The sequence below is a fragment of the Bradyrhizobium barranii subsp. apii genome (genome assembly GCF_011516635.5).
Taxonomy (GTDB): domain Bacteria; phylum Pseudomonadota; class Alphaproteobacteria; order Rhizobiales; family Xanthobacteraceae; genus Bradyrhizobium; species Bradyrhizobium barranii.
On the sequence record NZ_CP096255.1, the window covers coordinates 5,571,490 to 5,594,703 of the forward strand.

Sequence of the window (23,214 nt, forward strand, 5' to 3'; positions counted from 1 at the left end):
CAGTAAACCAAGAATTGTCAGGCTCGCCGACAGATGACTGCATTTAAATCGGATTTCCTCAATACCCTGCAGGAACGTGGTTTCATCCACCAGTGCTCCGATTTCGAGGGGCTGGACGCGCTCGCCGCCAAGGGCGAAGCGACCACCTATGTCGGCTACGATTGCACCGCCCGCTCGCTGCACATCGGCAACTACCTGACCATGATGATGCTGCACTGGCTCCAGCAGTCCGGCAACAAGCCGATTACGCTGATGGGCGGCGGCACCACCATGGTCGGCGATCCCTCCGGCAAGGACGAGACCCGCGCGATGCGCACCGTCGCCGAGATCGAGGCCAACAAAGAGTCGATCCGCGGCGTGTTCGCAAAGGTGCTGCGCTACGGCGACGGCAAGAGCGACGCAATCATGCTCGACAATGCGGAGTGGCTGACAAAACTCAACTGGATCGAGATGCTGCGCGACGTCGGCCGGCATTTCTCGGTCAACCGCATGCTGACCATGGACTCCGTGCGGCTGCGCCTCGAGCGCGAGCAGGAGATGAGTTTCATCGAGTTCAACTACATGGTCTGCCAGGCCTACGACTTCGTCGAGCTCGCCAAGCGCACCGGTTGCAAATTGCAGATGGGCGGCTCGGACCAGTGGGGCAACATCATCATGGGCGTCGATCTCGGCCGCCGCATGGGCACCCACCAGCTGTTCGCGCTGACGACGCCGCTGCTGACGACCGCATCCGGCGCCAAGATGGGCAAGACCGCGCAGGGCGCGGTCTGGCTGAACGCCGACCAGTTCTCGCCGTATGATTTCTGGCAATACTGGCGCAACACCGAGGACGCCGACGTCGGCAAATTCCTGAAGCTATTCACGACGCTGCCGATGAGCGAGATCAGGAAGCTCGAGGCGCTCGGCGGCTCGGAGATCAACGAGGCCAAGAAGGTGCTTGCGACCGAGGCGACCGCGCTCTTGCACGGCCGCGACGCGGCAAACCAGGCGGCTGAAACCGCGCGCCGCACCTTCGAGGAAGGCGCGCTGGCCGAAAGCCTGCCGACGGTGGAAATTCCGCGCGGCGAGCTGGACGCCGGCCTCGGCGTGCTCAACGCCTTCGTCAAGGCAGGCCTGGTTGCCTCCAATGGCGAGGCACGGCGCCAGATCAAGGGCGGCGGCCTGCGCGTCAACGACGAGTCCGTCAGCGACGAGAAGATGGCGCTGTCTGCGGCCAATCTGACGCCCGAGGGCGTGATCAAGCTGTCCTTCGGCAAGAAGAAGCACGTCCTGATCCGGCCTGCATAGGCGTATGAGCTTTTGATGCTTGTCAGGGCGCGCCGAAGCGCGCTCCCTGACCGGCAATGGATCAGAACACGCCCAGGGAAGCTTCGAGGGAACAAGACGAACGCACGCAGCGAGATGCGGTGCGCACCGCACTCGTCGTGCTCGCGCTGTGCTTCACGCTCGCCGTCCTCGGCCGCGGCCTCAGCGAGAGCTTCACTGTCTTTCTCAAGCCGATCTCCGAAAACTTCGGCTGGGACCGTGCGCAGGTCGTCTCGATCTACTCACTGACCTGGCTGATCAGCGGGCTGACCGCGCCACTGGTCGGGCGCCTGTTCGACCATTCCGGACCGCGCATCGTCTACGCACTCGGGCTTTTCCTGCTCGGCTCGGCCTTCCTGATCGCGGCGCACGCGCAGGCGCTCTGGCAATTTCAGCTCTCGATCGGCCTCTGCGTCGGCATTGGCGTCGCCTTCATCGGCATTGTGCCGAACTCGATCCTGCTCGGCCGCTGGTTCGGGCCACGGCTGCCGACCGCGATGGCGGTGGTCTATTCGGCAATGGGTGGCGGCGTGCTAGCGCTGCTCCCGACTTCGCAGCTCTTGATCGATCATCTCGGCTGGCGTGAAGCCTATCAGGTCTACGGCTTCGCCGCGCTCGGCCTGCTCGTGCCGCTGCTGCTTCTGCCCTGGCGCATGTTCGCGGTCGGCTCGCCGCATGTCAGCAAGAAGACCGATCCTGATTTCATCGACAACGGCTGGACGCTCGTGAGCGCGATGCGCCACCACGCCTTTTGGGCGCTGTTCTCGACCTTCTTCTTCACCGCGGTCGGCATGTATTCGATCGCGGCACAGATCGTGGCCTATCTCATCGACGCCGGCTTTCCGCCGCTCCAGGCCGCGACCGCCTGGGGTTTTTCGGGCGTGGTGCTGGTGTTCGGCATGCTCGGCGTATCCGCGCTCGACGGGCTGATCGGGCGCCGGCCCTCGGTGCTGCTCAGCTACGCGATCTCGATCATCGGCATCGTCCTGCTCTGGCTCTTGCAGTATTATCCGAACATCATCCTGCTCACCGGCTTCGTCGTCTGTTTCGGCAGCATGATGGGCTCGCGCGGCCCGCTGATCACAGCGACCGCCATGAAGATCTTTCGCGGCAAGCGCGTCGGCACGATCTTCGGCACCATCTCGATCGGCAGCGGATTGGGTTCGGCGTTCGGCTCATGGAGCGGCGGCCTCATCCACGACTTCACGCACGGCTACAATCTCCTGCTCGTCTTCGCACTTGCGAGCGTGATCCTCGGAATGATTCCATTTCTGATTGTCCCCGCCTTGCGGGAGTAGGTCTCCCCGACGTAACCTGCATCCCTCCGCGTCACCGGGAAATTACGGGCGACACACGCTGCACCGCGTGCGAAACCGTCGGGCGCAACCGGAGTTAAGGGACGAACTGCGATATTTTGTCCACATGACAAAAATGTCAGCGCCGAATTGACCCCGGGTGGCTTGCGAGGCTGAACTGAATACGGTCCAAGTCGCCCATTGGATGGAGGGCACAAACCAATGAACTTTCCCTATCTCACTCGCTTTGAACCGGTTCTCCTGAGCCTGTTCCGCTTCATCACCGGCCTGCTGCTGTTTCAATTCGGCGTGGCCAAGCTTTTCAAGTTTCCGCCTTTGCCGATGTTCGCGAAAGTCGAACTGATGTCGCTTTACGGCGCGGCCGGCACGCTTGAACTGGTGCTTGGCGCGCTGTTGATCCTCGGCCTGTTCACCCGCCTCGCCGCTTTCATCCTCTCCGGTGAAATGGCCTTCGCCTACTTCATGGGGCATATGCTCAAGGGCGAGACGCCGGTGCTCCTGCCGCTGCTCAACAACGGCACGCTTGCCATCCTGTTCTGCTTCGCCTGCCTCTATCTCTCGGCGGCCGGCGGCGGCCCGATCAGCGTCGATGCGGCGCTGGGCAACGAACGCGCCTCGACCGGCGGCGCATTTGCGCGACGCTGACGCGCGCAATTGACGCGCAAGTCACGGATGGCACCGGCAGCTTTGCCGGTGTCATCTACCGCGAGCCCAGCACGTTCCAGATCAGGACGAGGGCCGCGACGAGCAGCGCGGACATGATGATGCGGTGAACGAATCGGTTCATTGCCGCTCCCGCCAGGCTCGATGACCACCGAAGTCCAGGATCGATCTTCTCCAGCATGCGCGCTGACGTGCGCCGACGCATGTCGCTTTGCCTGCACGGTTGCGCATCAGGCTGCGAACGGTCACGCGCGCGGCCGGCGGCCGCATGCCTATGTTCATGATTGGTAAGAACTTCATGCTACCGATGCGAGCAATAACAACCATTTCGTAGAGGCTGCGATGAAGCTGCTGAGCCATCTGAAGATCCGCACCAAGCTTACCAGCATGGTCTGTCTTGCGGCTCTCACAGTCACAGCCATCATCGCGGTATCGGCCTTCCTCAGCAAGAGCCGCATGATGGAGGACCGGGTCCAGCAGATGAAGACCGCGGTCGACATGCTCTACAATCTCGCCCAGTCGGTCCAGGACGACGTCACCGCCGGCAAGCTGACGCAGGCCGAGGCCAAGGCCCAGTTCCACATGCGCGGACGGCGCATGACCTTCAACGGCAACCAGGGCTATCCGGTCGTCTACAACGCCGACACGTCCCTCCTCGTCAACGGCGCCAACCAGCAGCTCGAAGGCAAGATCACCGGCGCGATCGACGCCAACGGCGTCCTCATTGCCGACGCGATCCTCAAGGCCGGCGAACAGAATGGCGGCGGCGTGGCCTCCTATCTCTATCCCCGCCCCGGCCAGACCGAAGCGGTGCGCAAGACCGTGTTCGCGCGCAAGTTCGCCCCCTGGAACGCGACGATCAGCTACGGCCTCTATGTCGACGACATCGACGCCGATGTGCGCGCGCTGACGCTCGAGCTTGCCGCGGTCGGCTTCGGCCTGATGCTGCTGATGGCGACGTTGTCGTGGCTGATCGCGCGCGACGTGCTCGGCGCACTCGATCGCCAGAAGACCCGCATGCAAGAGATTGCCGACGGTGCCATCGACAAGCCGGTCGAGGAGACCGGCCGCGGTGACGAGATCGGCCGCATGGCCGAGACCCTCGAAATGCTCAGGCAGACCGCTTTGACGGCGCGCACGCTGGAGTCCGAACAGGTCGCCGCCAAGAGCCGCAGCGAGCAGGAGAAGCGTGACGCGCTGATCTCGCTCGCCGACCGCTTCGATGCGTCCGTCGGCCAGCTCGTCGGCCTGATGGCCTCCGGCTCCGGCGAGCTCGAGACCACCGCCAGGTCGATGTCGTCCACGGCCGAGGGCACCAACCGCCGTGCCGCTGTGGTCGGCTCGGCCGCCACCGAAGCCAGCCAGCGCGTCCAGACGGTCGCGGCTGCCGCCGAAGAGCTCTCCTCCTCCATCACCGAGATCAGCCGCCAGGTCGCGCAATCCGCCGAAGTCACCGGCCGCGCCGTGGACAGCGCGCGCCGCACCGACACCATCGTCCGCGCGCTCTCGGACGGCGCCCAGCAGATCGAGCACGTCGCCGAGCTGATCTCCAGCATCGCGGCGCAGACCAATCTGCTCGCGCTCAATGCCACCATCGAGGCCGCGCGCGCCGGTGAAGCCGGCCGCGGCTTTGCCGTCGTCGCCTCCGAGGTGAAGTCGCTAGCCAGCCAGACCGCGGAAGCCACCCGCGAGATCGGCGACAAGATCGCCCAGATCCAGGGTGCGACCAAGGAGGCGGTGGACGCCATCGGCGGCATCACCGCCACCATCGAGGAAGTCAGCCGTATCGCCACCTCGATCGGCGCGGCCATCGAGGAGCAAAGTGCCGCCACCGCCGAGATCGCCCGCAGCGTCTCGCAGACCGCGGAGGCGACCAAGGAAGTCACCACCAATATCGGCGGCGTCAGCACCGCAGCGAACGAGACCGGCAACGCCGCCGGCATGGTGCTCGCGGCCGCCAGCAATCTCTCCAAGCAGGCCGAGCAGCTCTCAGGCGAAGTCGGGACGTTCCTCGCGGGCGTGCGCGCGGCTTAAGCCGCGCAACGCTACGCTGGTTCTGAACGCGACGAAGCATCGGCGAATCGATGCATCGATCGAACCGACACGCGATCGCACGAACACGATCACGATCCGTTTTTTTGGACACGTCGCCGCAGACCTCGGCGTCTCGTCTGCATATGCGTGTCCACGGCTGCGCGAATTGCGCCACGCCTGAATGCACCATGCGGTGCGTTCAGGAATCATAAGAACTTCCTGATACGGCTGCGCGAGAACAAGCATCTTACAACCGTTCCCGAGGCCGTCATGACGCTGCTCAGTCACCTGAAAATCCGCACCAAGCTTGCCAGCATGGTCTGTCTTGCGGCGCTCACCGTGACCGCCCTCATCGTCGCGTCAGCCTATCTCAGCAAGACCCGCATGCTCGAAGATCGCGGGAGCCAGATGCAGACGGCGGTCGATCTGCTGCACGGCTTCGCGCAATCGCTCCAGGACGACGTCACCGCCGGCAAGATGACGCTCGCCGATGCGCAAGACCAGTTCAAGCTGCGCGGCCGGCGAATGAAGTTCAACGGCGGCCAAGGCTATCCCGTCGTCTATACCGCCGATTCAACAGTGATGATGAATGGCGGCGCGCCTCAGCTCGAGGGCAAGAACAACGGCATCAAGGATGCCAATGGCATCGTGATCGGCGATGCCACGGTGGCCGCAGGCAAGCAGACACCGGAAGGCAGTATCCTGTCCTATCTGTTCCCGCGTCCGGGCGAGACGGTTCCGGTTCGCAAACTGGTGTTCGCCCGCCAGTTCGCCCCCTGGAACGTCGCAATTGCCTACGGTCTCTATGTCGACGACATCGACGCCGACGTGCGCGCGCTGACGCTGGAGCTCGCCGCAATCGGCGTTGGCCTGATGCTGCTGATGGCGACGCTGTCCTGGTTGATCGCCCGCGACGTGCTCGGCGCGCTCAACCGCCAGAAGACCCGCATGCAGGAGATTTCCGAAGGCGCTATCGACAGGCCGGTCGAGGAGACCGATCGCGGCGACGAGATCGGCCGCATGGCCGAGACGCTCGAAGTGCTCAGGCAGACCGCTTTGACGGCGCGCACGCTGGAGGCCGAGCAGGTTGCCGCCAGGACCCGCAATGAGCAGGAGAAACGCGACGCCCTGATCTCGCTCGCCGACCACTTCGATGCCTCCGTCGGCCAGCTCGTCGGCCTGATGGCCTCCGGCTCCGGCGAGCTCGAGACCACCGCCAGGTCGATGTCGTCCACGGCCGAGGGCACCAACCGCCGCGCCGCGGTGGTCGGCTCGGCCGCCACCGAGGCCAGCCAGCGCGTTCAGACCGTTGCCGCCGCGGCCGAGGAGCTCTCCTCCTCCATCACCGAGATCAGCCGTCAGGTCGCGCAGTCCGCCGAGGTGACGGGGCGCGCCGTCGACAGCGCACGCCGCACCGACACCATCGTCCGTGCGCTCTCAGACGGCGCCCAGCAGATCGAGCACGTCGCCGAGCTGATCTCCAGCATCGCGGCGCAGACCAATCTGCTCGCGCTGAATGCCACCATCGAGGCCGCACGCGCCGGTGAAGCCGGCCGCGGCTTTGCCGTCGTCGCCTCCGAGGTGAAGTCGCTCGCCAGCCAGACCGCGGAAGCCACCCGCGAGATCGGCGACAAGATTACCCAGATCCAGGGTGCGACCAAGGAGGCGGTGGATGCCATCGGCGGCATCACCGCCACCATCGAGGAAGTCAGCCGGATCGCCACCTCGATCGGCGCGGCCATCGAGGAGCAAGGCGCCGCCACCGCCGAGATCGCCCGCAGCGTCTCGCAGACCGCTGAAGCGACCAAGGAAGTCACCACGAATATCGGCGGTGTCAGCACCGCAGCGAACGAGACCGGCAACGCCGCCGGCATGGTGCTCGCTGCGGCCAGCAATCTCTCCAAGCAGGCCGAGCAGCTCTCAGGCGAAGTCGGCACCTTCCTGGCGGGCGTGCGCGCGGCGTAAGCTTCCCGACGCCAATCCCTCCACATGCGTCATGGCCGGGCTAAACACTTGTCCCGGCCATTCACGTTTTGCCGCGCGGCAGGAAGGACGTGGATACCCAGGCCTTCGCCGCGCCGAAGCGGCTTCGGCCGCGCAGCCGGGACGAGCACCTGCGAATTTTAGTGGGTTATCGCCGCGCGAGGGTGCAGCCGCTCGAGAGCTGGCGCGCCGATCCGGTCGAGCCGTCGTTCGACTGCGACGGGAATTCCTCGAACGGCGTGTTCTGCTTGCCGGTGTTGAATTCGAAGATCTTGCGGAACACACCCGGCACCATGGCCGAAACCGGATTGACGCGCATCACCGGCGCGGCCGGCGTACCGACGACCTCGTAGGTCACGCCGATCAGGCCTTCCTTGTCGCCACCGCCCAGGAACAACCCGAGCACCGGAATCTGTCCGAACATGTTGTTCAAGCCGTACATCGGCACGAAGGTGCCGCTCATGCAGACCTGGTTGCCGGGATAGTCGATCGAGCCCTCGATGGTGGCGCCGATCATCGGGCCCTTGACGACGCCATCGCGGATCGTCAGCGCGCCGTTCTGGCGCGTGAACTCGGCGCGCAGCGCGCTGAAGGAGACGCCGTTCCCGGTGCCGTTGGGCGCGCCGGCGGCAACGCGTTCGAGCTGCGCCTCGCCCTTCACCGTGAAGTCGCGGACGTTGATGAGGCCCTCGCGCGTGGTGTTCGGCTCCGACGTCGGCGGCTCCATCGCCACCACCATCTGGCCGCCGCTCGCCTTGGTGTAGGTGTCGGTGAAGCGCAGCAACGCGCCGGCATCGTTGGTCTGGAGGTAGATCACCTCGCGATTGCCCTGGGCGCGGCCGCCGCGCAAATCGGCTGCCACCGGCGTGTCGCGGCCGATCTTGCCGTTCAGCGTGAAGGCTTTGACGGTGCCGTTGCGCCGCGACATCTTGCCGTCGACGCTGCGCATCGCCTCGCCGTTGAAGCCCGCGACGGCACCGAGCTTCACGTCGATGTCGAAATCGACGTTCTTCATCTTGTTCTTGGCGTCGTCCTTGGAATTGCCCGAGATCGCCGACTTCAGGAAACCGCGGCCGTCGAACACATCCCCGCGCATCGTGCCCCGCACCACCCCGTCCTGGCCACGCTCCACCTTCAACGAGGCCTTGTCGCCGTCGGACGGGGCGTAGGTCGGGAAGTTCGCGTTCATGAGGTCGCCGTTCGGATCGACTTCAAGCGAGCCCTTGATCGAGGCGCCGCCGCCTTCGACGACGATGTCCTCCAGGCGCGTTGATTGCGCCGTCGGCACCACCTTGAAGCTGGCCTTGGCCGATTTGCCCGGCAGCTTGACCCAGCCGGGCAGGATATTGTCGAGCTTGACCGAGGTCAGGTCCGCCTCGACACCGAGCTTCGTTGTCTGGTCGGGACCTCCGGCGATCTTGCCCGACAGCTTGATCGGCAGCGATCCGCTCACGGCAGGGCTGAGGTCGAATCCGAGACGCGCGCGGCTCGCATCGTCGAGCGTGGCCTGCAATTTGACGTCAGCGTCGCCCTCGGTCGGCTTGCGGTAGTCCAGCGAAGCCGTCTGCCCGTTGATCTTGACGTCGCCCTTGACCTGATAGCCCTGGTTGTTGGCTGATATCTTGAGGTTGTTGGCCTCCAGCTTCTGATTCATCACCAGCTTGTCGGCGGCAAAGCCGCTGAGGTCGGCGCTGACGGCGTAGCTGGTGTCGCCCTTGGTCAGCGCGCCCTTGACCGGCAAGCCGAGCTGGATGTTCGCCGAGAACGTTCCCTTGCTGGTGTTGGGATCGACGAACGTCGCCGACAGATCGCTGAGCCGATCATTGGAAAGGATTTCGGCGGCTGCCGCCACGGGGCCGTCGGCGCGGAACCTGGTCCGCGATGGCGACGGCTTGGGCGCCATATCCGGCACCTCGAAGACGAAGTCGGAGATCGTGACCTTGCGGCCCGCCGGCGTATCGGCAATGCCCTGCCCGATATTCACGGTCGCGGTGCGCCCGGTCACACGCGCCTTCAAATCGGCATCGTGCACCACCGGCATGCCATCCACGGGGCGGACCGCGACGCCACTCGCAACGATGTTGACCGACAGGCCATCGTCGGGAATGGGCGGGCCCTTGCGCGGGAGGTTCTTCGTCGGCGAATTGACGCCGATCTCGATGCGCTGGAGCGTGCCGCGCTCGATCCGCTCGATCACCCATTCGCGCAACTCGGGAACGACGAGCGTCGGCCACATCCGCTTGAGCGCGGAGGCCGACATCGGCGTTCCCGCAAAGCCCAGCGTCAACCGCGGCTCGCCCGAATAGTCGATGGCACCGGTGCCGGCGACGCCGATCTCGCCATTGCTGATATCGGCTTGCGTCAGCAGCATGCGCTTGTGGTCGGTATCGAAGCGGAAGCCGATCGCGATGCGGTTGAAGACCAGCGGGGGCTCGTTGTCGATGCCGCCCAGCAGGATCGAGCCGCCGCTGAAGCCAAGCTGCCAGTCGTTGATGGTGCCGTTGGGCGGCTCGAGATGGGCCAGAAGCGTCAGGCGGTTCGCGCCCGAGAGAATCTTGAACGGAGCGACCAATACCCGCCGGTTCGAATCCCACTCGACGTTGATCTCGGCCGAGTCGATCGCCATCGGATAATCTGGCGTGTCGGTGTCGATGATATTGCCCGCGCCGACCGCGATCTTGCCGCGGAAGAAGGTCGGCACGCCGTCGCGGCCGAGCTCGCCCTTGAGCTCGCCGGTCAGCGGCAGGTCGGCGGTGTAGGTGAAGTCCTTCACCCGGAGCGCCAGCAGGATGTTGGCGGTGGAAAGCTTATCGGCGCGGATGTCGACCGAACGCACACCATTCTCGGCAGGGCCGATCGTGGCGCGCAGCGACCACGGGCGCGCGCCCTCCTCGCCTAGGCTGAGCGCGACGCCGCCATGGCTCGGCCGGCGCAGGCTGAGCGTGATGTTCTCAAAGCTCCATTTGCTGCCGCGCTGCTGATCGTCGACGATCAGATTGCCGTTCTTCAGACCGATCTCGTTGAGGTTCTGGCCGTCGAGGCCGGTCATACTCAGACTGTCGAGCCAGTCGAGGCCCTGAAGAATGCCGCTCGGGGCAGCGGCCTGGGGAGCGGCCTGCGATGCGTCCGGGCTTGCAGGTCCGGTGGCGAATGGCGGCGGCGGGACACCGTTGCGCGGGAATGTCGGCGGCAGGCCCGCTTCCTTCTTGGATGCGACGCCGGTTGCCAGCGGCTTGGCGGTGTCGCCGGCGGACACGGTGACGGTGCCGTCGGGCGCGATGCGGATCGCGAGCTCCGCGTCCACGAGATTGAGGCTCTCGGCGCGCAGGTGCCCCATCAGGAGACCTGCCCCCGACAGCTTCACCTCGGCCTTCGGCGCGGTGGCGACGATGGCGTGGTCGTGGTCGCGGACGACGATGTCGCGGATGCGCACGGCGATGCGGATCCGCCCGGCCCGCTCGATCTGGGTGCCGCCGACCTCCACAGTGTTGCCGTGGCCGATATTGTCCTCGATGGCAGCAGCGAGCCAGGGTGTCGCGATATCGAGATTGATGGGACCTGCACCAAGCCGCCACCACAGCGCGCCGAAACAGCCGATGAAAATGACGGCAAGGGCTCCGACCACGATGGCCAGCCGCTTCAGCCAGCGATCAGCCGCCAGCCAGCGGCGCATTGACGCAAACCCGTCACCGAAACGATGGAAGCCTGAATTGGAACGCGACAACAGCCGGCGCGCCCGATAGCCCGCCGCTGCTTCCTGATCCGGATCCCAGTCGGCGTCGTCCCATTCCTGCGGCTGCTGTTGACCGCCGCGCCGATCGAAATCCCGATTGTAATCCTGGGGCGACGTATTCCTTGCCATTGCCTCTCGATACAGGCGCCCATCGTAGGATTGAGCACCGCCGGGACCGCAGCCGTCCGCGGGAAGCGAAGCTCCCCGCGCCGGCATTGCCGCCATACCTCGAATGTTCCTGCTGTTCGTCATTTCGCCCCGGGCGCGCGTTCAACGAGCAGTGGGGTGGTGCGTGGAATTCCTTGTAACCATACCCCGGCGTCGCCAGACTTGCCCAGACGAGGGCGATTCCGGCACACCGGACGAGAGCTGCAATACCGCTTTGGTTGACCCGCCGAAAGCGACGAAAGGAAGGCGTATGTCCAAGAAATCCCGAAAGAAATCGTCCAAAACGCCCTCCGGCATCGCAACGGCTAAAAAGAAGACCCCGACCAAGCGGGCAACGACTCAAACAAAGTCCGCAAAAACACAGCGGACGCAGGCGAGCAAATCAACCAGGACCGTAGCAAAAGCAGGATCACATAAGGCCGCATCGAAACAGTTAAATTCCTCCAAATCGGCCTCCGCGCCCGCGAAGGCGAAGCCGGCCCTGACCGAAGGCCAGAAGGCGCCCGCCTTCCGGCTGCCCCGCGACGGCGGCGATGTGGTCTCGCTCGCCGACTATGCCGGTCGGAAGCTCGTCCTGTTCTTCTACCCCCGCGCCGACACGCCCGGCTGCACCCGGGAGGCGATCGATTTCACGCGGCTGGCGGACGCTTTCAGCGCTGCCGGCACGGCCCTGCTCGGCATCTCCGCCGATCCGTTAAGGGCCCAGGAGAAGTTCCGCGACAAGCACAGCCTCGGCATGCCCCTCATCTCGGATGAGAAACACGAGATGCTGGAGGCGTACGGCGCGTGGGGCGAAAAATCCATGTATGGCAAGAGCTTCCTCGGAGTTCTTCGCACCACGATACTGCTTGGTGCCGACAGCAAGGTAGCCAGGGTCTGGCGCAATGTCCGCGTCGACGGCCACGCCGACGAGGTGCTGGAAGCGGCAAGAGGCCTTTAACCAATCCGTTAAATTCGAGCGGTTCCGCTTCCGGAAAATTAACCATGACCGGCCCAGATTGCTGCGGCAATTAGGCCGTACGGACTCATCCGACCGGCGCGGGAGTGCCGATGTCGAAAAGTTCTGCCCAATATTCGCAGTACCCCCAACATCACGCGCACGACCACGGACGGCCCCTCCATCGCCGTCCTGCCGCCGCCGTGGCTGCAGCCGCGATCCCCCTTCCCTCGACCGACGACGCCTACACCATCGTGCACCACGGCAAGCAGGTCCGCCTCGGACCGGTGGTGTTCTGGATCGTGGTCGGCACCGTCGTGCTGCTCGGACTCTGGTCGGCCGCGACCGCGACCTATTTCGCCTTCCGCGACGACGTCCTGACCCGGCTGATCGCACGTCAGGCCGAGATGCAGTACGCCTACGAGGATCACATCGCCGAGCTCCGTGCCAAGGTCGACCGCACCACCAGCCGGCAGCTGCTCGACCAGGAACAGTTCGACCAGAAGCTCGACCAGATCATGAAGCGCCAGACGGCGCTGGAGTCCCGCGCCACGGCGCTCGGGGCCATGCCCGACGTGACCGGATCAATCCCCCGCACGGCCCCGCAGCGCGGTGATTCGAGCCAGGGCGCGACGCAGGGCACGCCGAAGCCGTCGCCGATCAGCGACACCGTGATCTTCGTGGCACCGCCCGATCGCGAAGCGCGGCTTGAGTCGCGTGCGCCGACCGTCGCGGCACCGCCGACCAGCCAATTCGCCAAGAACCAGGGTTTCGACAACGTCCTGGTCCGGCTCACGACCTCGCTTGACCAGGTCGAGCGTCGCCAGATGGCGACGCTCAGCGCCGTCGAGGAAGGCATGGATTCACGCATGCGCCGGATGCGCGGCGTCGTCAGCGACCTCGGCCTCAATCTCGCCAGCCTCGAAGCCGCCGTGCCGCGCTCCGCGATGGGCGGTCCTTTCGTGCCCGTCAAGCTGACGGCCAATGCCGGGCCGTTCGAGAAGCAGCTCAACCGCATCAATGTCACCCGCGCCGAGATGGATCGGCTCAATCGCACGCTGGCGCTGGTGCCCTACCGCAAGCCCGTCATCGGCGAGGTCGAATTCACCTCCGGTTTCGGCGTGCGCAGCGATCCCTTCCTCGGCCGGCCCGCGATGCATACCGGGCTCGACTTCCGCGCCGCGACCGGCGATCCCGCCCGCGTCACCGCCAACGGCAAGGTGGTCTCGGCCGGCTGGTCCGGTGGTTACGGCCGCATGGTCGAAGTCGATCACGGCAACGGGCTGTCGACCCGCTACGGCCATCTCTCCGAGATCAACGTGAAGGTCGGCGAGATCGTGAAGCTCGGCCAGGTCATCGGCCTCGTCGGCTCGACCGGCCGTTCCACCGGCCCGCATCTGCATTACGAAACCCGCATCGACGGCGAAGCGGTCGATCCGCAGAAGTTCTTGCGCGCCGGCGTGCGGCTCAGCGCGGGCTAACAAGCCCACGCCACGCGCTTCCAGCGTGGCCGCGTCCTACCGCCGGCCGCCGCCCATCCCGCCTCCGGGACCTCCGAAGCCGCCACCGCCCATTCCACCGCCGGGTCCCATGGGCCCACCGCCGGGCGAACCAAATCCGCCGGGGCCTGACGGGCCGCTCGGGCCCGCCGGTGCGGAGCCGGGATTCGCACTTGGGCCAGGTCCTGCGCCAGATCCCGGGGCAGGTCCACCACCTGGCGCGCCGGGCTGGCCACCGCTCGGGGTGGTGGCGCTGCGGTTCGGATGCAGGATCGAGCCGCCGGGCGACCGATTGGGATTGCCGCCACCGGATGGAGGGGCTCCAGGCCCCTGACCGATGGCCTGAGCCGACTCCACCTGGAAGCCGCGCGAGCGATCGAACACGCCGTTGACCACCATGCGGGCCTCGCCGGCGGCCGGGCCGAAGCGCGAACCGTCACGAGCCACGAAGCCTGAGCCGAGCTGGAGGTTCGATCCCACACGCTGCACATAGGCCTCGATCGAGAGGCGGCTTGCGCCGACGAGATCCGAGAAGTCGTCGATGCGCGTGCGCGCGGCCTGCATCGTGCCCTGGCTCGAACGGCCCTCGATCTGGGCGCGCTGGCCAACCAGCAGCGGATCGACCCCGCTCAGCCTCAGCCCGCCAATATGCAAGCCGTCAGGCCCGCGCTCGACGAGACCGGTGACACGCTCGGTCGCCTCGCGCCGCGGCTCGATCAAGCTTGCGACGATCACGCCGTCGGTCCGGCGCAGGCCGTAGACGGCCACCTGCGTGCCGGCACGAAGCTTGCTCTCCTTGTCGCTTGTGACGATCTTCTGGCCGAGCACCGTCAGCTCGTTGCCCTTCACGGTTTCGATCGGACCTGCGACCTCGCTCGCGATCGTGATGTTGCGCGTCACGAGCGTGCCGTCCGTCTGACGGGTCGCGACCACGCGCGCGAGCTGACCGATGCGCAGAGCCTTGGGGCTCGCGGCCTCGCCGTCGATCCGGACCGGCACGTCGCTCGCATAAGTGACGCGCTCGCCGTTGACGTAGATGCTGCCAAACCGCTGGATCACGCCGACGATGCCGGTGCCGCCGATGCCGTGGTCGTCACCGCGCCTGATTCCGGTGCCGCCGATGCCCTGATCGGTGCCGCGCTTGACCTGCGCGTGGGCCATCGCCGTACCGGCGAGCCAAAATCCTGTCAGCAGCAGACGGCGGGAGATCAGCGGCGGCCGGCTCATGAAGAACCACCCTCCTTGCCGCTTTCCTTGCCGCTGTCCTTGCCGCCTTCCTTGGCCTCTGCCTCGCCATCTGCATCTTCGCTGTAGATGTAGATGCCGAAATTCCAGCGGGCGTCACCGCCCTTGTCCTTGCCGAGCGCGCGGTTGGCCTCGCGGTTGGCGGTCTTCAGCGCGTCCATCGCGAGCTCGCGCGAGCGTGCCTCGAGGCGCTTGGCAAGCTTCGGCGAGATGTTGTTGTAGTGCACCGCGCGCTCGAGGAAGCGCGGCGCCGCCCCTGAGACGTTCTGCGCGGCGGCCGCGATATGGTCGTGCAGATTGCGGCCGAGATAGTGCCATTTGCTGTCGTCCTCGCCGCTCGGGACGAAGGCCGCCTCGACCAGCTCGATCTCGTCGGAATCGTTGATGGTGACGAGCTTGCGGTCGACCCATTCGTCGAGCACCGCGCGCGGCCGCACGTCCTTGGTGACCGAGGCGACCAGCTGCTCGAACGACGGCGCATCGCCCTCGGCCGTGCGCGGCAACGCCAGCGGCTCGCCCTTCGCATCGGTGAATTCGGGCGCGGCAAGCCAGCGCGCGATCACGGCGCTCGTCAGCGACACCGCGGCCGGAGCCTCGTGCACCGGCGCGCCGGCACCGCGCAGCCGCGCCACCTCCTTGCGATGGATCCCGGTGAGCAGGCTGACACGGCTGTCGGTCTGCTCCTTCCCCTCCAGCGCAAAATCGTGCTCGGCGACGTTGACGAACAGCTCACGAAGCAATTGCGCCAATGCCGGAAAAGTCATGCCGCTGCGAATGCAGAGCCGAACGAGCGGGCGCAGCAGCCGCGCCAGCGGCGCGTGCAGCTTCGCGGCAGTCGGCTGCGGAGCCGCTGCTTTGGACCCGGACTTGGCATTCATGTCCGAATTGTACCCGCGCCCCACGTGGGACACAATCCCACTTTTTCCCACTTTCTGATTGACGTGGTAAATGTTCCCACGTACACGAGACACCACTGAGGGCGCGACGTAAAGGGACTCACACCCATGACTGACCGCTTGGTCCGCAATTCCAACTCACTGCGTGCTGTGCCGGCTCCCGACTGGGAGCACGGCGCAATCGAGCCTATGCTGCCGGCGCTGTTGCGCGGCGTGATCTTCATCTCGGTGCTGGCCGCACCGTTCGTCGCGGCCCTTCTCGCAGGCTGACACCATCATGCATCACACCAGCGAAACTCCGCGCCGCCCGTCGGTGCTGCACATCTTCAAGATCTATTATCCCGACCTGTTCGGCGGCACACTGACGGTGATCCGCGACATCTGCGCGAGCCTGAAGGACAGCTTCGCCTCCGCCGTGCTGGTCTGCTCGCAATCGGCCGAGCGGCGCGAGATCGTCGTCAATGACGTGCCGGTCGAGCGCGTCCGCTCCTTCGGCAATGTCCTGTCGCTTCCCGCCGCTCCTACCTATCCCTGGCGGCTCTGGCGCAAGATCGCCGAGCACGATTTGCTCGCGCTCCATGCCCCCTTCCCGCTCGCCGACCTCGTTTTCGCCTTCGGCTTCGGCGCCAATCGGCCGCTGGTGGTGCACTGGCATGCCGACATCGTCACCCATGCCGGCCTGCGCTGGTTCATCGAACCGTTGATGCGGCGGACACTGCGCCGGGCGAAAGCGATCATCGTCTCGGACCACGCGCTGATCGAGAACACGCCGTTGCTGCGGGAATTCGTCGACAAATGCCACGTCGTGCCGTTCGGCATCGACACCTCGGGTTACGACTGGCCGAAGATCGAGCCGCACCACGTGAACGATCGCGGCCGGCTCGTGCTCGCCTGCGGCCGGCTCGTGCCCTACAAGGGCTTTGACGTCCTGATCCGCGCCGCCGTCAACCGCAAGTTCGAGGTCTGGATCATCGGCGAAGGCACCGAGCGGCCGCGGCTCGAGCAGCTGATCCGCGAACTCGGCCTCGGTGACCGCGTCCGCCTGCTCGGTTCGGTGAACGACAGCGAGCGCATCAAGCTGATGTGCCTGTCCGACGTCTTCGTCATGCCGTCAGTCACCAATGCCGAGACCTTTGGCCTGGTCCAGCTCGAGGCCATGGCCGCCGGCCGCCCTGTCGTGAACACGGCGCTCGACACCGCGGTGCCGCGCGTCGCCCGCCACGGCATGGAGGCGATCACAGTGCCGCCGGGCGACGCCGAAAAGCTCGGCGATGCCATCGACACGCTGATCAGCGATCCCGAGCGCCGCCGCCGCATGGGACTGTCAGCCCGGACGCGCGCCCTCACCCGCTATTCCGCCCCAGCCTTCAGGGAAGGCATGCAGGCCGTCTACCGCGACGCCGTCACCGCGTCGTGCATGGAACTCGCAACTGCCGCCGAGCCGCCGCAGGCGACCGGCTGGCTGGACACCGTCCGGATTGCGGCCGCACTGGCCTGGTCGGACATGCGCCACCGCTACGTGCGTTCGCTGCTCGGCCCGTTCTGGATGTCGCTTCAGATGGCGATCGTGGTCGCAGTATTGGGCTCGGTGATCGGCCAGATGTCGAACGCCGACATGCTGGCGCGCCTGCCGATGCTGGCGCTGTCGATGACGGCCTGGACCTTCCTCAACAGCGTCGTGCTCGATGCGACCACGGCGCTTCAGAATTCCGCGAGCCTGATCCGCGACCGGGCGCTGCCGCCGGTGATCTTCCTGCTGCAATGCACCTTCCGCCAGGCGCTGTTCGCGCTGCATAACGCCTGCGTGCCGCTGGTGCTGTGGCTGATCCTCTCGCCCCACGACCTCTCGTACGCGCTGGCGGCGCTGCCCGGCCTCCTGCTGTTCATAGCCTGCACCTTCGCCTTGAGCCTCGTCCTCGGCGCGACGGCAACGCGCTATCGTGACCTCAAGCCGATCATCGAATCCACGCTGATGCTCGCCTTCCTCGCCTCGCCCGTGATCTGGTCCGCCGAGATGATCAATCACCGCTCGACGGTGATGCGGCTCAATCCTCTGACGCATCTGTTCGCGGTGTGGCGCGAGCCACTTGCAGGCGGCCATATCGATCCCGCCAGTATCGTCTACGTCCTCATCACGCTGGCGCTGCTGATCTTTGCGAGCGTGCTGACGCTGGTCCACCTGCGCAAAGCCGCATTCTGGATTTGACGCATGGTCTCGATCAGCCTGCACGACGTCTGTCTCGACTATCCACTCTACGGCGCCTACGACTTCTCGCTGAAGCGGCGGCTACTCGGCCACCTCATCCGCGAACCGGGCGAGATGCGGATCATCCGCGCCGTCGACAGCGTCTCGATCGAGGCCGAAGCCGGCGCCCGTATCGGGCTTGCCGGGCCCAACGGCTCCGGCAAGTCGACGCTGCTGCGCCTGATTGCCGGTGTCTATCCGCCGAGCAGTGGCCGCGTCACGGTCCGGGGCAACGTCGTGCCCCTGCTCGGCCTGAACGCCGGGGTCAATCTGGATTTCGTGGCGGAGGACAACATCGCACTGCTGCTGCGGATCAGCGGTCGCAAGCCCACACGCAGCGTGATCGACGAGATCTGGGCCTTCACCGAGCTCGAAGCGCGCATGCAGCGCCTGCCTTTGCGGATGTTCTCCTCGGGCATGCTGATGCGGGTGTTGTTCGCGACCGCCACCGCTTTCCCGGCCGACATCCTGCTGCTCGACGAATGGCTCAGCGTCGTCGACGAGCATTTTGCGGAGAAGGCCGAGAGGCGGCTGCAAAACCTGGTCTCGCAGGCGGCGATCGTGATCATCGCCTCGCACGACCTGCCGCTGCTGCGCCGCACCTGCTCCAGCATCATCAACCTCGATCACGGCCACATCGCCTCGACCATCGCGGTCGAGCCGCCCGCCACGCACGCCTTTGAGCTCCGAGAGAAACGCGCATGAAACAGAACATCCTGGTCGTGTCCGAGTCGCTCGGACAGCCCAATCACAAGCGCGGCATCTTCCACTTCACCCGGGAATTGGTACGGTCGCTCGCCTCGGAAGGCCACGAACTCACCCTGCTGGTGGAAACCTCGAAGCGTTACCGCAAGCTATGTCGGCGCGAGCGACGCACGAAGCTGTTTCCGGCGCAGTCGCGCAACATCGAACTGCTCGCTCTTTATCGCTTCCTCGACGAGGTCAACGTGAGCGGGCCGGTGATGCTCAGCGGCGCGCGTCGCAGGTTCGACTGGCTCCGCCACAAGGCCACCATGCTGCTGTCGCGGGACAATATCCTCTGCCTGCTGCGCGCGATCGGCCTGCTTGGCCTGCACGCCCGGCTGATCGAGAACCGGACCGCCGCGCTCGAATACATTCCGCCGGATATGCGCCATCTCGAACTGTTCGGCGAATTCCAGCTCGAGCCCGGATTCTTCAACTATCAGGACTCCTCGGCCTTCTTCCTGCTGCCGCCGCCGCGGATCGACGCGCGTGACTATGATCTCATCGTTGTGGACACCCCGACACGGGTCGCGATCAGGCGCAAGCCGAACGCCAAGGTGATCTGCGTCGTCCACGATTTGCTGCCGCTCACCGACCTCAAACTCAGTGACATTGCCACGCGCCAGTTCCTGGCGCGGATCGGCACCAGCCTGCGCCAGGCTGACGAGCTCGCCTTCGTTTCAAACTATAGCATGATGCGGTTCAGGGAACTGTTGCCGCAATTTGCGCACCTGCCGGCGCGGGTCGTGTATCCCCGCACCCGGTTCGACGCCCCGGATGTCCTCCACCTCCCAGCCCTGTCGGGGCGTCCGGGGCGGCCGAACTTCGTCATCATCGTGTCGAACGAGCCGCGCAAGAACGTCGCCACCGTCATTCGTGCCTTCCGCAACGTCCCTCAGGCCGATCTCGTGGTGATCGGTCATGCGGGCCAGATCAGCCGGATGCGCAACCTGCCGCCAAATGTCCGCTTCGCCGGCTATGTCGACGAGCATGAAAAGTCCGCCATGATCGCGGAGGCGCACGGGCTGATCATGCCGAGCCTGGCCGAAGGCTTCGGCATACCGATCATCGAGGCGCTGGCCGCGAACACGCCAGTGCTGTGCTCCGATATCGCGGTGTTCCGTGAGGTCGCGGGCGAGCTCGCCGACTATTTCGATCCGTTCTCGACCGAGGCGATCGCAGCCTCAATCACCCGCGTGCTGACGCGGCAGGAGGAATGCCGCGGCCGCATCCGCGCAAGGAGACACGAGCTCGCCGAGCGCTTCGGCTACGAGACCCAGGCGCGCGACTTCCTCGGGCATGAGATGCCCCGGGAAAGCCTGGCCGCCGCGCAATAAGCGTCGTTGCACATGACTGCTGAAACCGCGGTATGGTCCGGCCCGGTCGGTCGACAAGCCTTGCGCGCCCGATGGCAAGCCATGGGCAAATCGCCCGCTCTGATCGGGGCCGCCGATGGGCTCGCCGTGCTGATCGCGGCGTCGCTGCCCTGGTCGACCACGGCGCCTTCGATCTTCGTCGGGCTCTGGCTGCTGCTGGTGACGCCGACCATCGACTGGCGCGACTATGGACGCCAGCTCGCACGGCCTGCGTTCGCCCTGCCCTTTGTCTTCCTGCTGCTCGCGCTTCTCGGCACGCTCTGGTCGGACGGCGCGTGGGCCGACCGGGTGCATGCGATCAAGCCGGTCGCAAAGCTCGTGCTCATTCCAGCACTGCTCTATCACTTCAGCCGATCCGAACGCGGTTTCTGGGTCTTCCTTGGCTTTCTCGCATCCTGCGCGCTGCTTGCGGTCTACTCCTGGATCGTGCTGCACGATCCCGCCTGGAAACTCACCGCGACCGCGTCGGCCGGCGTTCCCGTCAAGAACTACATCGACCAGAGTCAGGAATTCACGCTGTGCGCCTTTGCGCTCGCACTGCCGGCGTTGACCTTCTGGCACCGCGGAAACGTGGTCACGACAGCCGTCTGTTTGGCCTTGACCCTGCTGTTCGTCACCAACATGGTGTTCGTCGCCTCCGCCCGCACGGCGCTGCTGTGCATCGCGGTGCTGCTCGGACTGTTCGCCTGGAGGCATTTGAGCCGGCGCGCGGCGCTGGTCCTGCTCGCGGGCACGATAGCCGCGAGCGCGCTGGCCTGGACGACCTCGCCCTATCTGCGCCACCGCATTGCGGACATCGCCGTCGAATACCGCCACGGCCATGAGGACATCAGCCGAGCCTCGACCGCCCAACGCCTGACCTATTGGCGCAAGGCGCTTCACGCCTTTGCCGAGGCGCCCCTGACCGGTCACGGCACCGGGTCGATCAAGCGCCAGTTCGAGCGCGACGCCACCGGTGGAAGCCGCCTCGATGCGGAGATCGTCAGCAATCCCCACAACCAGACCCTCAATGTCGCGATGCAATGGGGCGTACTCGGCGTCGTCCTGCTCTACGCCATGTGGATCGCCCACCTTCGCCTGTTCCTGGACGAAGGCCTTGCCGCCTGGATCGGGCTCGTCGCCGTGGTGCAGAACATCGCGAGCTCACTTCTGAACTCGCATTTGTTCGATTTCCACGAAGGCTGGATGTATGTGCTCGGCGGCGGCGTCGCCGGCTGCATGGTGCTGAAGGCAAGAGCCGGACCGCATCTGCACTATGAGGCCAGCATCGAGGGTGAAGCGGTCGATCCGCAGAAATTTCTGCGCGCCGGCGTGCGGCTCAGCGCCGACTAGGCCTTTTACTCCGCCGCCACGCAAGCCGCCTGGGGGGAAGCCAGCGCAAAGACGCCAAAATCGGGCACCACCATTTCGAGTTCGCGGCGATAGCTTTCGTAGCTGAGCGCTCCCGGCCGAATGAAGCCGAGTTGAAGCGTGTGATCGACCACACGCCTGAGAACGATCGGAGCGCTCGCCGGCGTAAACTGGGCGCCACCGGGATTGGACAGCGTCGTGATCAGACCGCGTGCGGGCTCGTTTCTCTTATCGGGACGTGACACCATGATCAGACGTATCGCTCCCTTCTCGAGGGTGACGAAGTTCAGGAACGGGCGTCCATCCGGGATGTAGGGGGATGTCCCGGGTTCTGTTGAATTTCTGAAGAGGTCGGCGTTGCCCACCTTGAGCCGGTAGGCTCGGGGTGCTGATTCCACAAAGGAGAGCAACGCCATGACGAGAGATATCACACCGGCTGGTTGGCCGGCGACCGGGGCTGTGGAGAAATCATTTGCGGAAGTGCGAGCGAGCTTCGATCGGTTCTGCCTTGCGGCAGGAATCGAGGCGCTCGGCACGATGATGGAGGCGGATGTGACAGCGGCCTGCGGGCCGCGCCACGGTCGTGATGCGGCGCGGCGGGCGCACCGTTGGGGCCGAACGCGGGGGCGGATCGGTTTCCACGGCGGCAAGATCGAGGTCGATCGCCCGCGGGTCCGGGGCATGGACGGCCGCGAGGTCACGATCCCGAGCTGGGAAACGGCGGCGCAGGAGGACTGGCTCGGTCGCTGGGCGATGAACCTGATGCTGATCAATGTGTCGACGCGCCGGTTCGGCCGCGCCGTCCGGCTGCCCGAGGGTGACGTGCCGGCACCGCCCGGATCGGGGATTTCGAAGTCGGCGGCCTCGCGGAGGTTCGTGGCTCTGTCGGCGGCGCGGCTGGCCGACTTCATGGCTGCCGATCTGTCCGCGCTCGACCTTCTGGTGGTCCAAATCGACGGGCTGCATCTCGACGACGATCTCGTGCTGGTGGCCGCGATCGGGGTTGACGGCGAAGGCAACAAGCATCCGCTGGCGCTGGTGGAAGGGGCGACCGAGAATGCAGCAACGGTTCAGGCCCTGCTGGACAACCTGGTCTCGCGCGGGCTCGACCCGACGGTGCCAAGACTGTTCATCGCCGACGGCGCGAAGGCGTTGTCGAAGGCGATCCGCCGCACCTTCGGTTCGGCCGCTGCGATCCAGCGCTGCCAGATCCACAAGGCGCGCAACATCATGGAACGCCTGCCGAAAGAGCATCATGCGGCCACCCGCCGGGTGCTGCGCCAGGCCTGGGAGCTCGATGACGCCGACAAGGCTGAAAAATTGATCCGCAATCTCGCGCGTCGACTCGACCAGCAATGGCCCGGCGTTGCGGCCAGTATCCTCGAAGGCCTCGACGAAATCCTGACTGTCGTCCGGTTGAAGTTGCCGAAGGAGCTTCGCCGATCGCTCGCCTGTACCAATATCGCCGAGAACATGATGGGCACCATTCGCCGCGTCACGCGCAACGTTAAACGCTGGCGGGATGCCGGTATGGCCTTGCGATGGGTCGCGGCCGGTATGATCGAGGCCAACAAGGGCTTCCGACGATTGAAGGCGCATAAGCAATTGTCGGTTCTGCGTGCGGCCCTTCAAGCTCACCACGATCGCATGACAATCAAGTCCGTTGCCCACGTCACGAGGGCTGCGTAATATTCATTCCGGCAACGTCGACCCGACGTAG

The 23,214-nt window shown here is 65.6% G+C and carries 18 protein-coding genes; 13 read left to right on the forward strand and 5 right to left on the reverse strand.

From position 1 onward, the window contains the following. The first annotated feature begins 33 nt into the window (after positions 1–33). From tyrS to HAP41_RS26580, 3 genes are all read left to right on the forward strand, one after another. Complete coding sequence (gene tyrS / locus HAP41_RS26570; RefSeq protein WP_135213502.1) at positions 34–1,287, forward strand: tyrosine--tRNA ligase; 1,254 nt, start codon at positions 34–36, stop codon at positions 1,285–1,287. A gap of 56 nt (positions 1,288–1,343) precedes the next feature. Further along, positions 1,344–2,603: an MFS transporter gene (locus tag HAP41_RS26575; protein WP_166096414.1), complete on the forward strand. Its 1,260-nt coding sequence runs from the start codon at positions 1,344–1,346 to the stop codon at positions 2,601–2,603. 219 nt (positions 2,604–2,822) lie between these two features. Continuing rightward, positions 2,823–3,266 (forward strand): DoxX family protein, encoded by a 444-nt coding sequence (locus tag HAP41_RS26580; RefSeq protein ID WP_135213500.1) that lies wholly within the window; start codon positions 2,823–2,825, stop codon positions 3,264–3,266. 55 nt (positions 3,267–3,321) lie between these two features. Here HAP41_RS26580 and HAP41_RS26585 read toward each other — a convergent pair whose 3' ends face one another. Further along, positions 3,322–3,465: a hypothetical protein gene (locus HAP41_RS26585; RefSeq protein WP_166096413.1), complete on the reverse strand. Its 144-nt coding sequence runs from the start codon at positions 3,463–3,465 to the stop codon at positions 3,322–3,324. Between the two features lie 161 nt (positions 3,466–3,626). Here HAP41_RS26585 and HAP41_RS26590 point away from each other — a divergent pair, with 161 nt between their 5' ends. Both HAP41_RS26590 and HAP41_RS26595 read left to right on the forward strand, forming a co-directional pair. Next, on the forward strand, positions 3,627–5,318 hold the full coding sequence (locus HAP41_RS26590; protein WP_166096412.1) for a methyl-accepting chemotaxis protein: 1,692 nt from the start codon (positions 3,627–3,629) through the stop codon (positions 5,316–5,318). 270 nt (positions 5,319–5,588) lie between these two features. Continuing rightward, positions 5,589–7,283 carry a methyl-accepting chemotaxis protein gene (locus tag HAP41_RS26595; protein WP_166096411.1) on the forward strand — a complete coding sequence of 565 codons (1,695 nt, stop codon included), beginning with the start codon at positions 5,589–5,591 and terminating at the stop codon, positions 7,281–7,283. A 166-nt stretch (positions 7,284–7,449) separates the two neighbouring features. Here the strand turns inward: HAP41_RS26595 and HAP41_RS26600 are convergent, their stop codons facing one another. Further along, positions 7,450–11,250, reverse strand: coding sequence for a DUF3971 domain-containing protein (locus HAP41_RS26600; RefSeq protein WP_166105781.1), 3,801 nt, complete (start codon positions 11,248–11,250; stop codon positions 7,450–7,452). Positions 11,251–11,452: 202 nt separating this feature from the next. Between HAP41_RS26600 and HAP41_RS26605 the strand changes: the two genes are divergently transcribed. Further along, a complete protein-coding gene (locus HAP41_RS26605; RefSeq protein ID WP_166096410.1) occupies positions 11,453–12,142 on the forward strand; it encodes a peroxiredoxin in 690 nt (229 codons plus the stop codon). 110 nt (positions 12,143–12,252) lie between these two features. Further along, a complete protein-coding gene (locus HAP41_RS26610) occupies positions 12,253–13,620 on the forward strand; it encodes a M23 family metallopeptidase (protein WP_175618073.1) in 1,368 nt (455 codons plus the stop codon). 36 nt (positions 13,621–13,656) lie between these two features. Here the strand turns inward: HAP41_RS26610 and HAP41_RS26615 are convergent, their stop codons facing one another. After that, a complete protein-coding gene (locus HAP41_RS26615; RefSeq protein WP_166096408.1) occupies positions 13,657–14,865 on the reverse strand; it encodes a DUF5666 domain-containing protein in 1,209 nt (402 codons plus the stop codon). Further along, complete coding sequence (locus HAP41_RS26620) at positions 14,862–15,761, reverse strand: DUF6502 family protein (RefSeq protein WP_166096407.1); 900 nt, start codon at positions 15,759–15,761, stop codon at positions 14,862–14,864. Before HAP41_RS26620 ends, HAP41_RS26615 begins: the two co-directional genes overlap by 4 nt. A 126-nt stretch (positions 15,762–15,887) precedes the next feature. On the opposite strand from HAP41_RS26620, the gene HAP41_RS26625 reads away from it, so the two are divergent. From HAP41_RS26625 to HAP41_RS26645, 5 genes are read left to right on the forward strand one after another with little or no spacing between them, the layout of a single operon-like run. Next, complete coding sequence (locus HAP41_RS26625) at positions 15,888–16,049, forward strand: hypothetical protein (RefSeq protein WP_166096406.1); 162 nt, start codon at positions 15,888–15,890, stop codon at positions 16,047–16,049. A 7-nt stretch (positions 16,050–16,056) separates the two neighbouring features. Then, positions 16,057–17,985, forward strand: a complete 1,929-nt coding sequence (locus HAP41_RS26630) for a glycosyltransferase (protein WP_166096405.1) — start codon at positions 16,057–16,059, stop codon at positions 17,983–17,985. A gap of 3 nt (positions 17,986–17,988) precedes the next feature. Next, complete coding sequence (locus HAP41_RS26635) at positions 17,989–18,729, forward strand: ABC transporter ATP-binding protein (RefSeq protein ID WP_166096404.1); 741 nt, start codon at positions 17,989–17,991, stop codon at positions 18,727–18,729. Further along, positions 18,726–20,105 (forward strand): glycosyltransferase family 4 protein, encoded by a 1,380-nt coding sequence (locus HAP41_RS26640; protein WP_166096403.1) that lies wholly within the window; start codon positions 18,726–18,728, stop codon positions 20,103–20,105. The genes HAP41_RS26635 and HAP41_RS26640 overlap by 4 nt, the downstream gene beginning before the upstream one ends. A gap of 12 nt (positions 20,106–20,117) precedes the next feature. Next, entirely contained in the window at positions 20,118–21,476 is a 1,359-nt protein-coding gene (locus HAP41_RS26645) for an O-antigen ligase family protein (protein ID WP_166096402.1), read from the forward strand. A gap of 5 nt (positions 21,477–21,481) precedes the next feature. On the opposite strand, the gene HAP41_RS26650 is transcribed toward HAP41_RS26645, so the two are convergent. Continuing rightward, a complete protein-coding gene (locus tag HAP41_RS26650; RefSeq protein WP_166096401.1) occupies positions 21,482–21,910 on the reverse strand; it encodes a hypothetical protein in 429 nt (142 codons plus the stop codon). On the opposite strand from HAP41_RS26650, the gene HAP41_RS26655 reads away from it, so the two are divergent. After that, positions 21,909–23,183 (forward strand): IS256 family transposase, encoded by a 1,275-nt coding sequence (locus HAP41_RS26655; RefSeq protein WP_166064748.1) that lies wholly within the window; start codon positions 21,909–21,911, stop codon positions 23,181–23,183. The genes HAP41_RS26650 and HAP41_RS26655 overlap by 2 nt on opposite strands. Positions 23,184–23,214 lie beyond the last annotated feature (31 nt).

Coding starts and splice junctions, on each gene's coding strand:
- HAP41_RS26600 (WP_166105781.1), bottom strand. CDS start 11,250: ATGCCGGCGCGGGGAGCTTCGCTTCCCGCGGACGGCTGCGGTCCCGGC.
- HAP41_RS26610 (WP_175618073.1), top strand. CDS start 12,253: ATGTCGAAAAGTTCTGCCCAATATTCGCAGTACCCCCAACATCACGCG.
- HAP41_RS26590 (WP_166096412.1), top strand. CDS start 3,627: ATGAAGCTGCTGAGCCATCTGAAGATCCGCACCAAGCTTACCAGCATG.
- HAP41_RS26650 (WP_166096401.1), bottom strand. CDS start 21,910: ATGGCGTTGCTCTCCTTTGTGGAATCAGCACCCCGAGCCTACCGGCTC.
- HAP41_RS26615 (WP_166096408.1), bottom strand. CDS start 14,865: ATGAGCCGGCCGCCGCTGATCTCCCGCCGTCTGCTGCTGACAGGATTT.
- HAP41_RS26575 (WP_166096414.1), top strand. CDS start 1,344: ATGGATCAGAACACGCCCAGGGAAGCTTCGAGGGAACAAGACGAACGC.
- HAP41_RS26630 (WP_166096405.1), top strand. CDS start 16,057: ATGCATCACACCAGCGAAACTCCGCGCCGCCCGTCGGTGCTGCACATC.
- HAP41_RS26620 (WP_166096407.1), bottom strand. CDS start 15,761: ATGAATGCCAAGTCCGGGTCCAAAGCAGCGGCTCCGCAGCCGACTGCC.
- HAP41_RS26580 (WP_135213500.1), top strand. CDS start 2,823: ATGAACTTTCCCTATCTCACTCGCTTTGAACCGGTTCTCCTGAGCCTG.
- HAP41_RS26585 (WP_166096413.1), bottom strand. CDS start 3,465: ATGCTGGAGAAGATCGATCCTGGACTTCGGTGGTCATCGAGCCTGGCG.
- HAP41_RS26625 (WP_166096406.1), top strand. CDS start 15,888: ATGACTGACCGCTTGGTCCGCAATTCCAACTCACTGCGTGCTGTGCCG.
- HAP41_RS26605 (WP_166096410.1), top strand. CDS start 11,453: ATGTCCAAGAAATCCCGAAAGAAATCGTCCAAAACGCCCTCCGGCATC.
- HAP41_RS26655 (WP_166064748.1), top strand. CDS start 21,909: ATGACGAGAGATATCACACCGGCTGGTTGGCCGGCGACCGGGGCTGTG.
- tyrS (WP_135213502.1), top strand. CDS start 34: ATGACTGCATTTAAATCGGATTTCCTCAATACCCTGCAGGAACGTGGT.
- HAP41_RS26640 (WP_166096403.1), top strand. CDS start 18,726: ATGAAACAGAACATCCTGGTCGTGTCCGAGTCGCTCGGACAGCCCAAT.
- HAP41_RS26635 (WP_166096404.1), top strand. CDS start 17,989: ATGGTCTCGATCAGCCTGCACGACGTCTGTCTCGACTATCCACTCTAC.
- HAP41_RS26595 (WP_166096411.1), top strand. CDS start 5,589: ATGACGCTGCTCAGTCACCTGAAAATCCGCACCAAGCTTGCCAGCATG.
- HAP41_RS26645 (WP_166096402.1), top strand. CDS start 20,118: ATGACTGCTGAAACCGCGGTATGGTCCGGCCCGGTCGGTCGACAAGCC.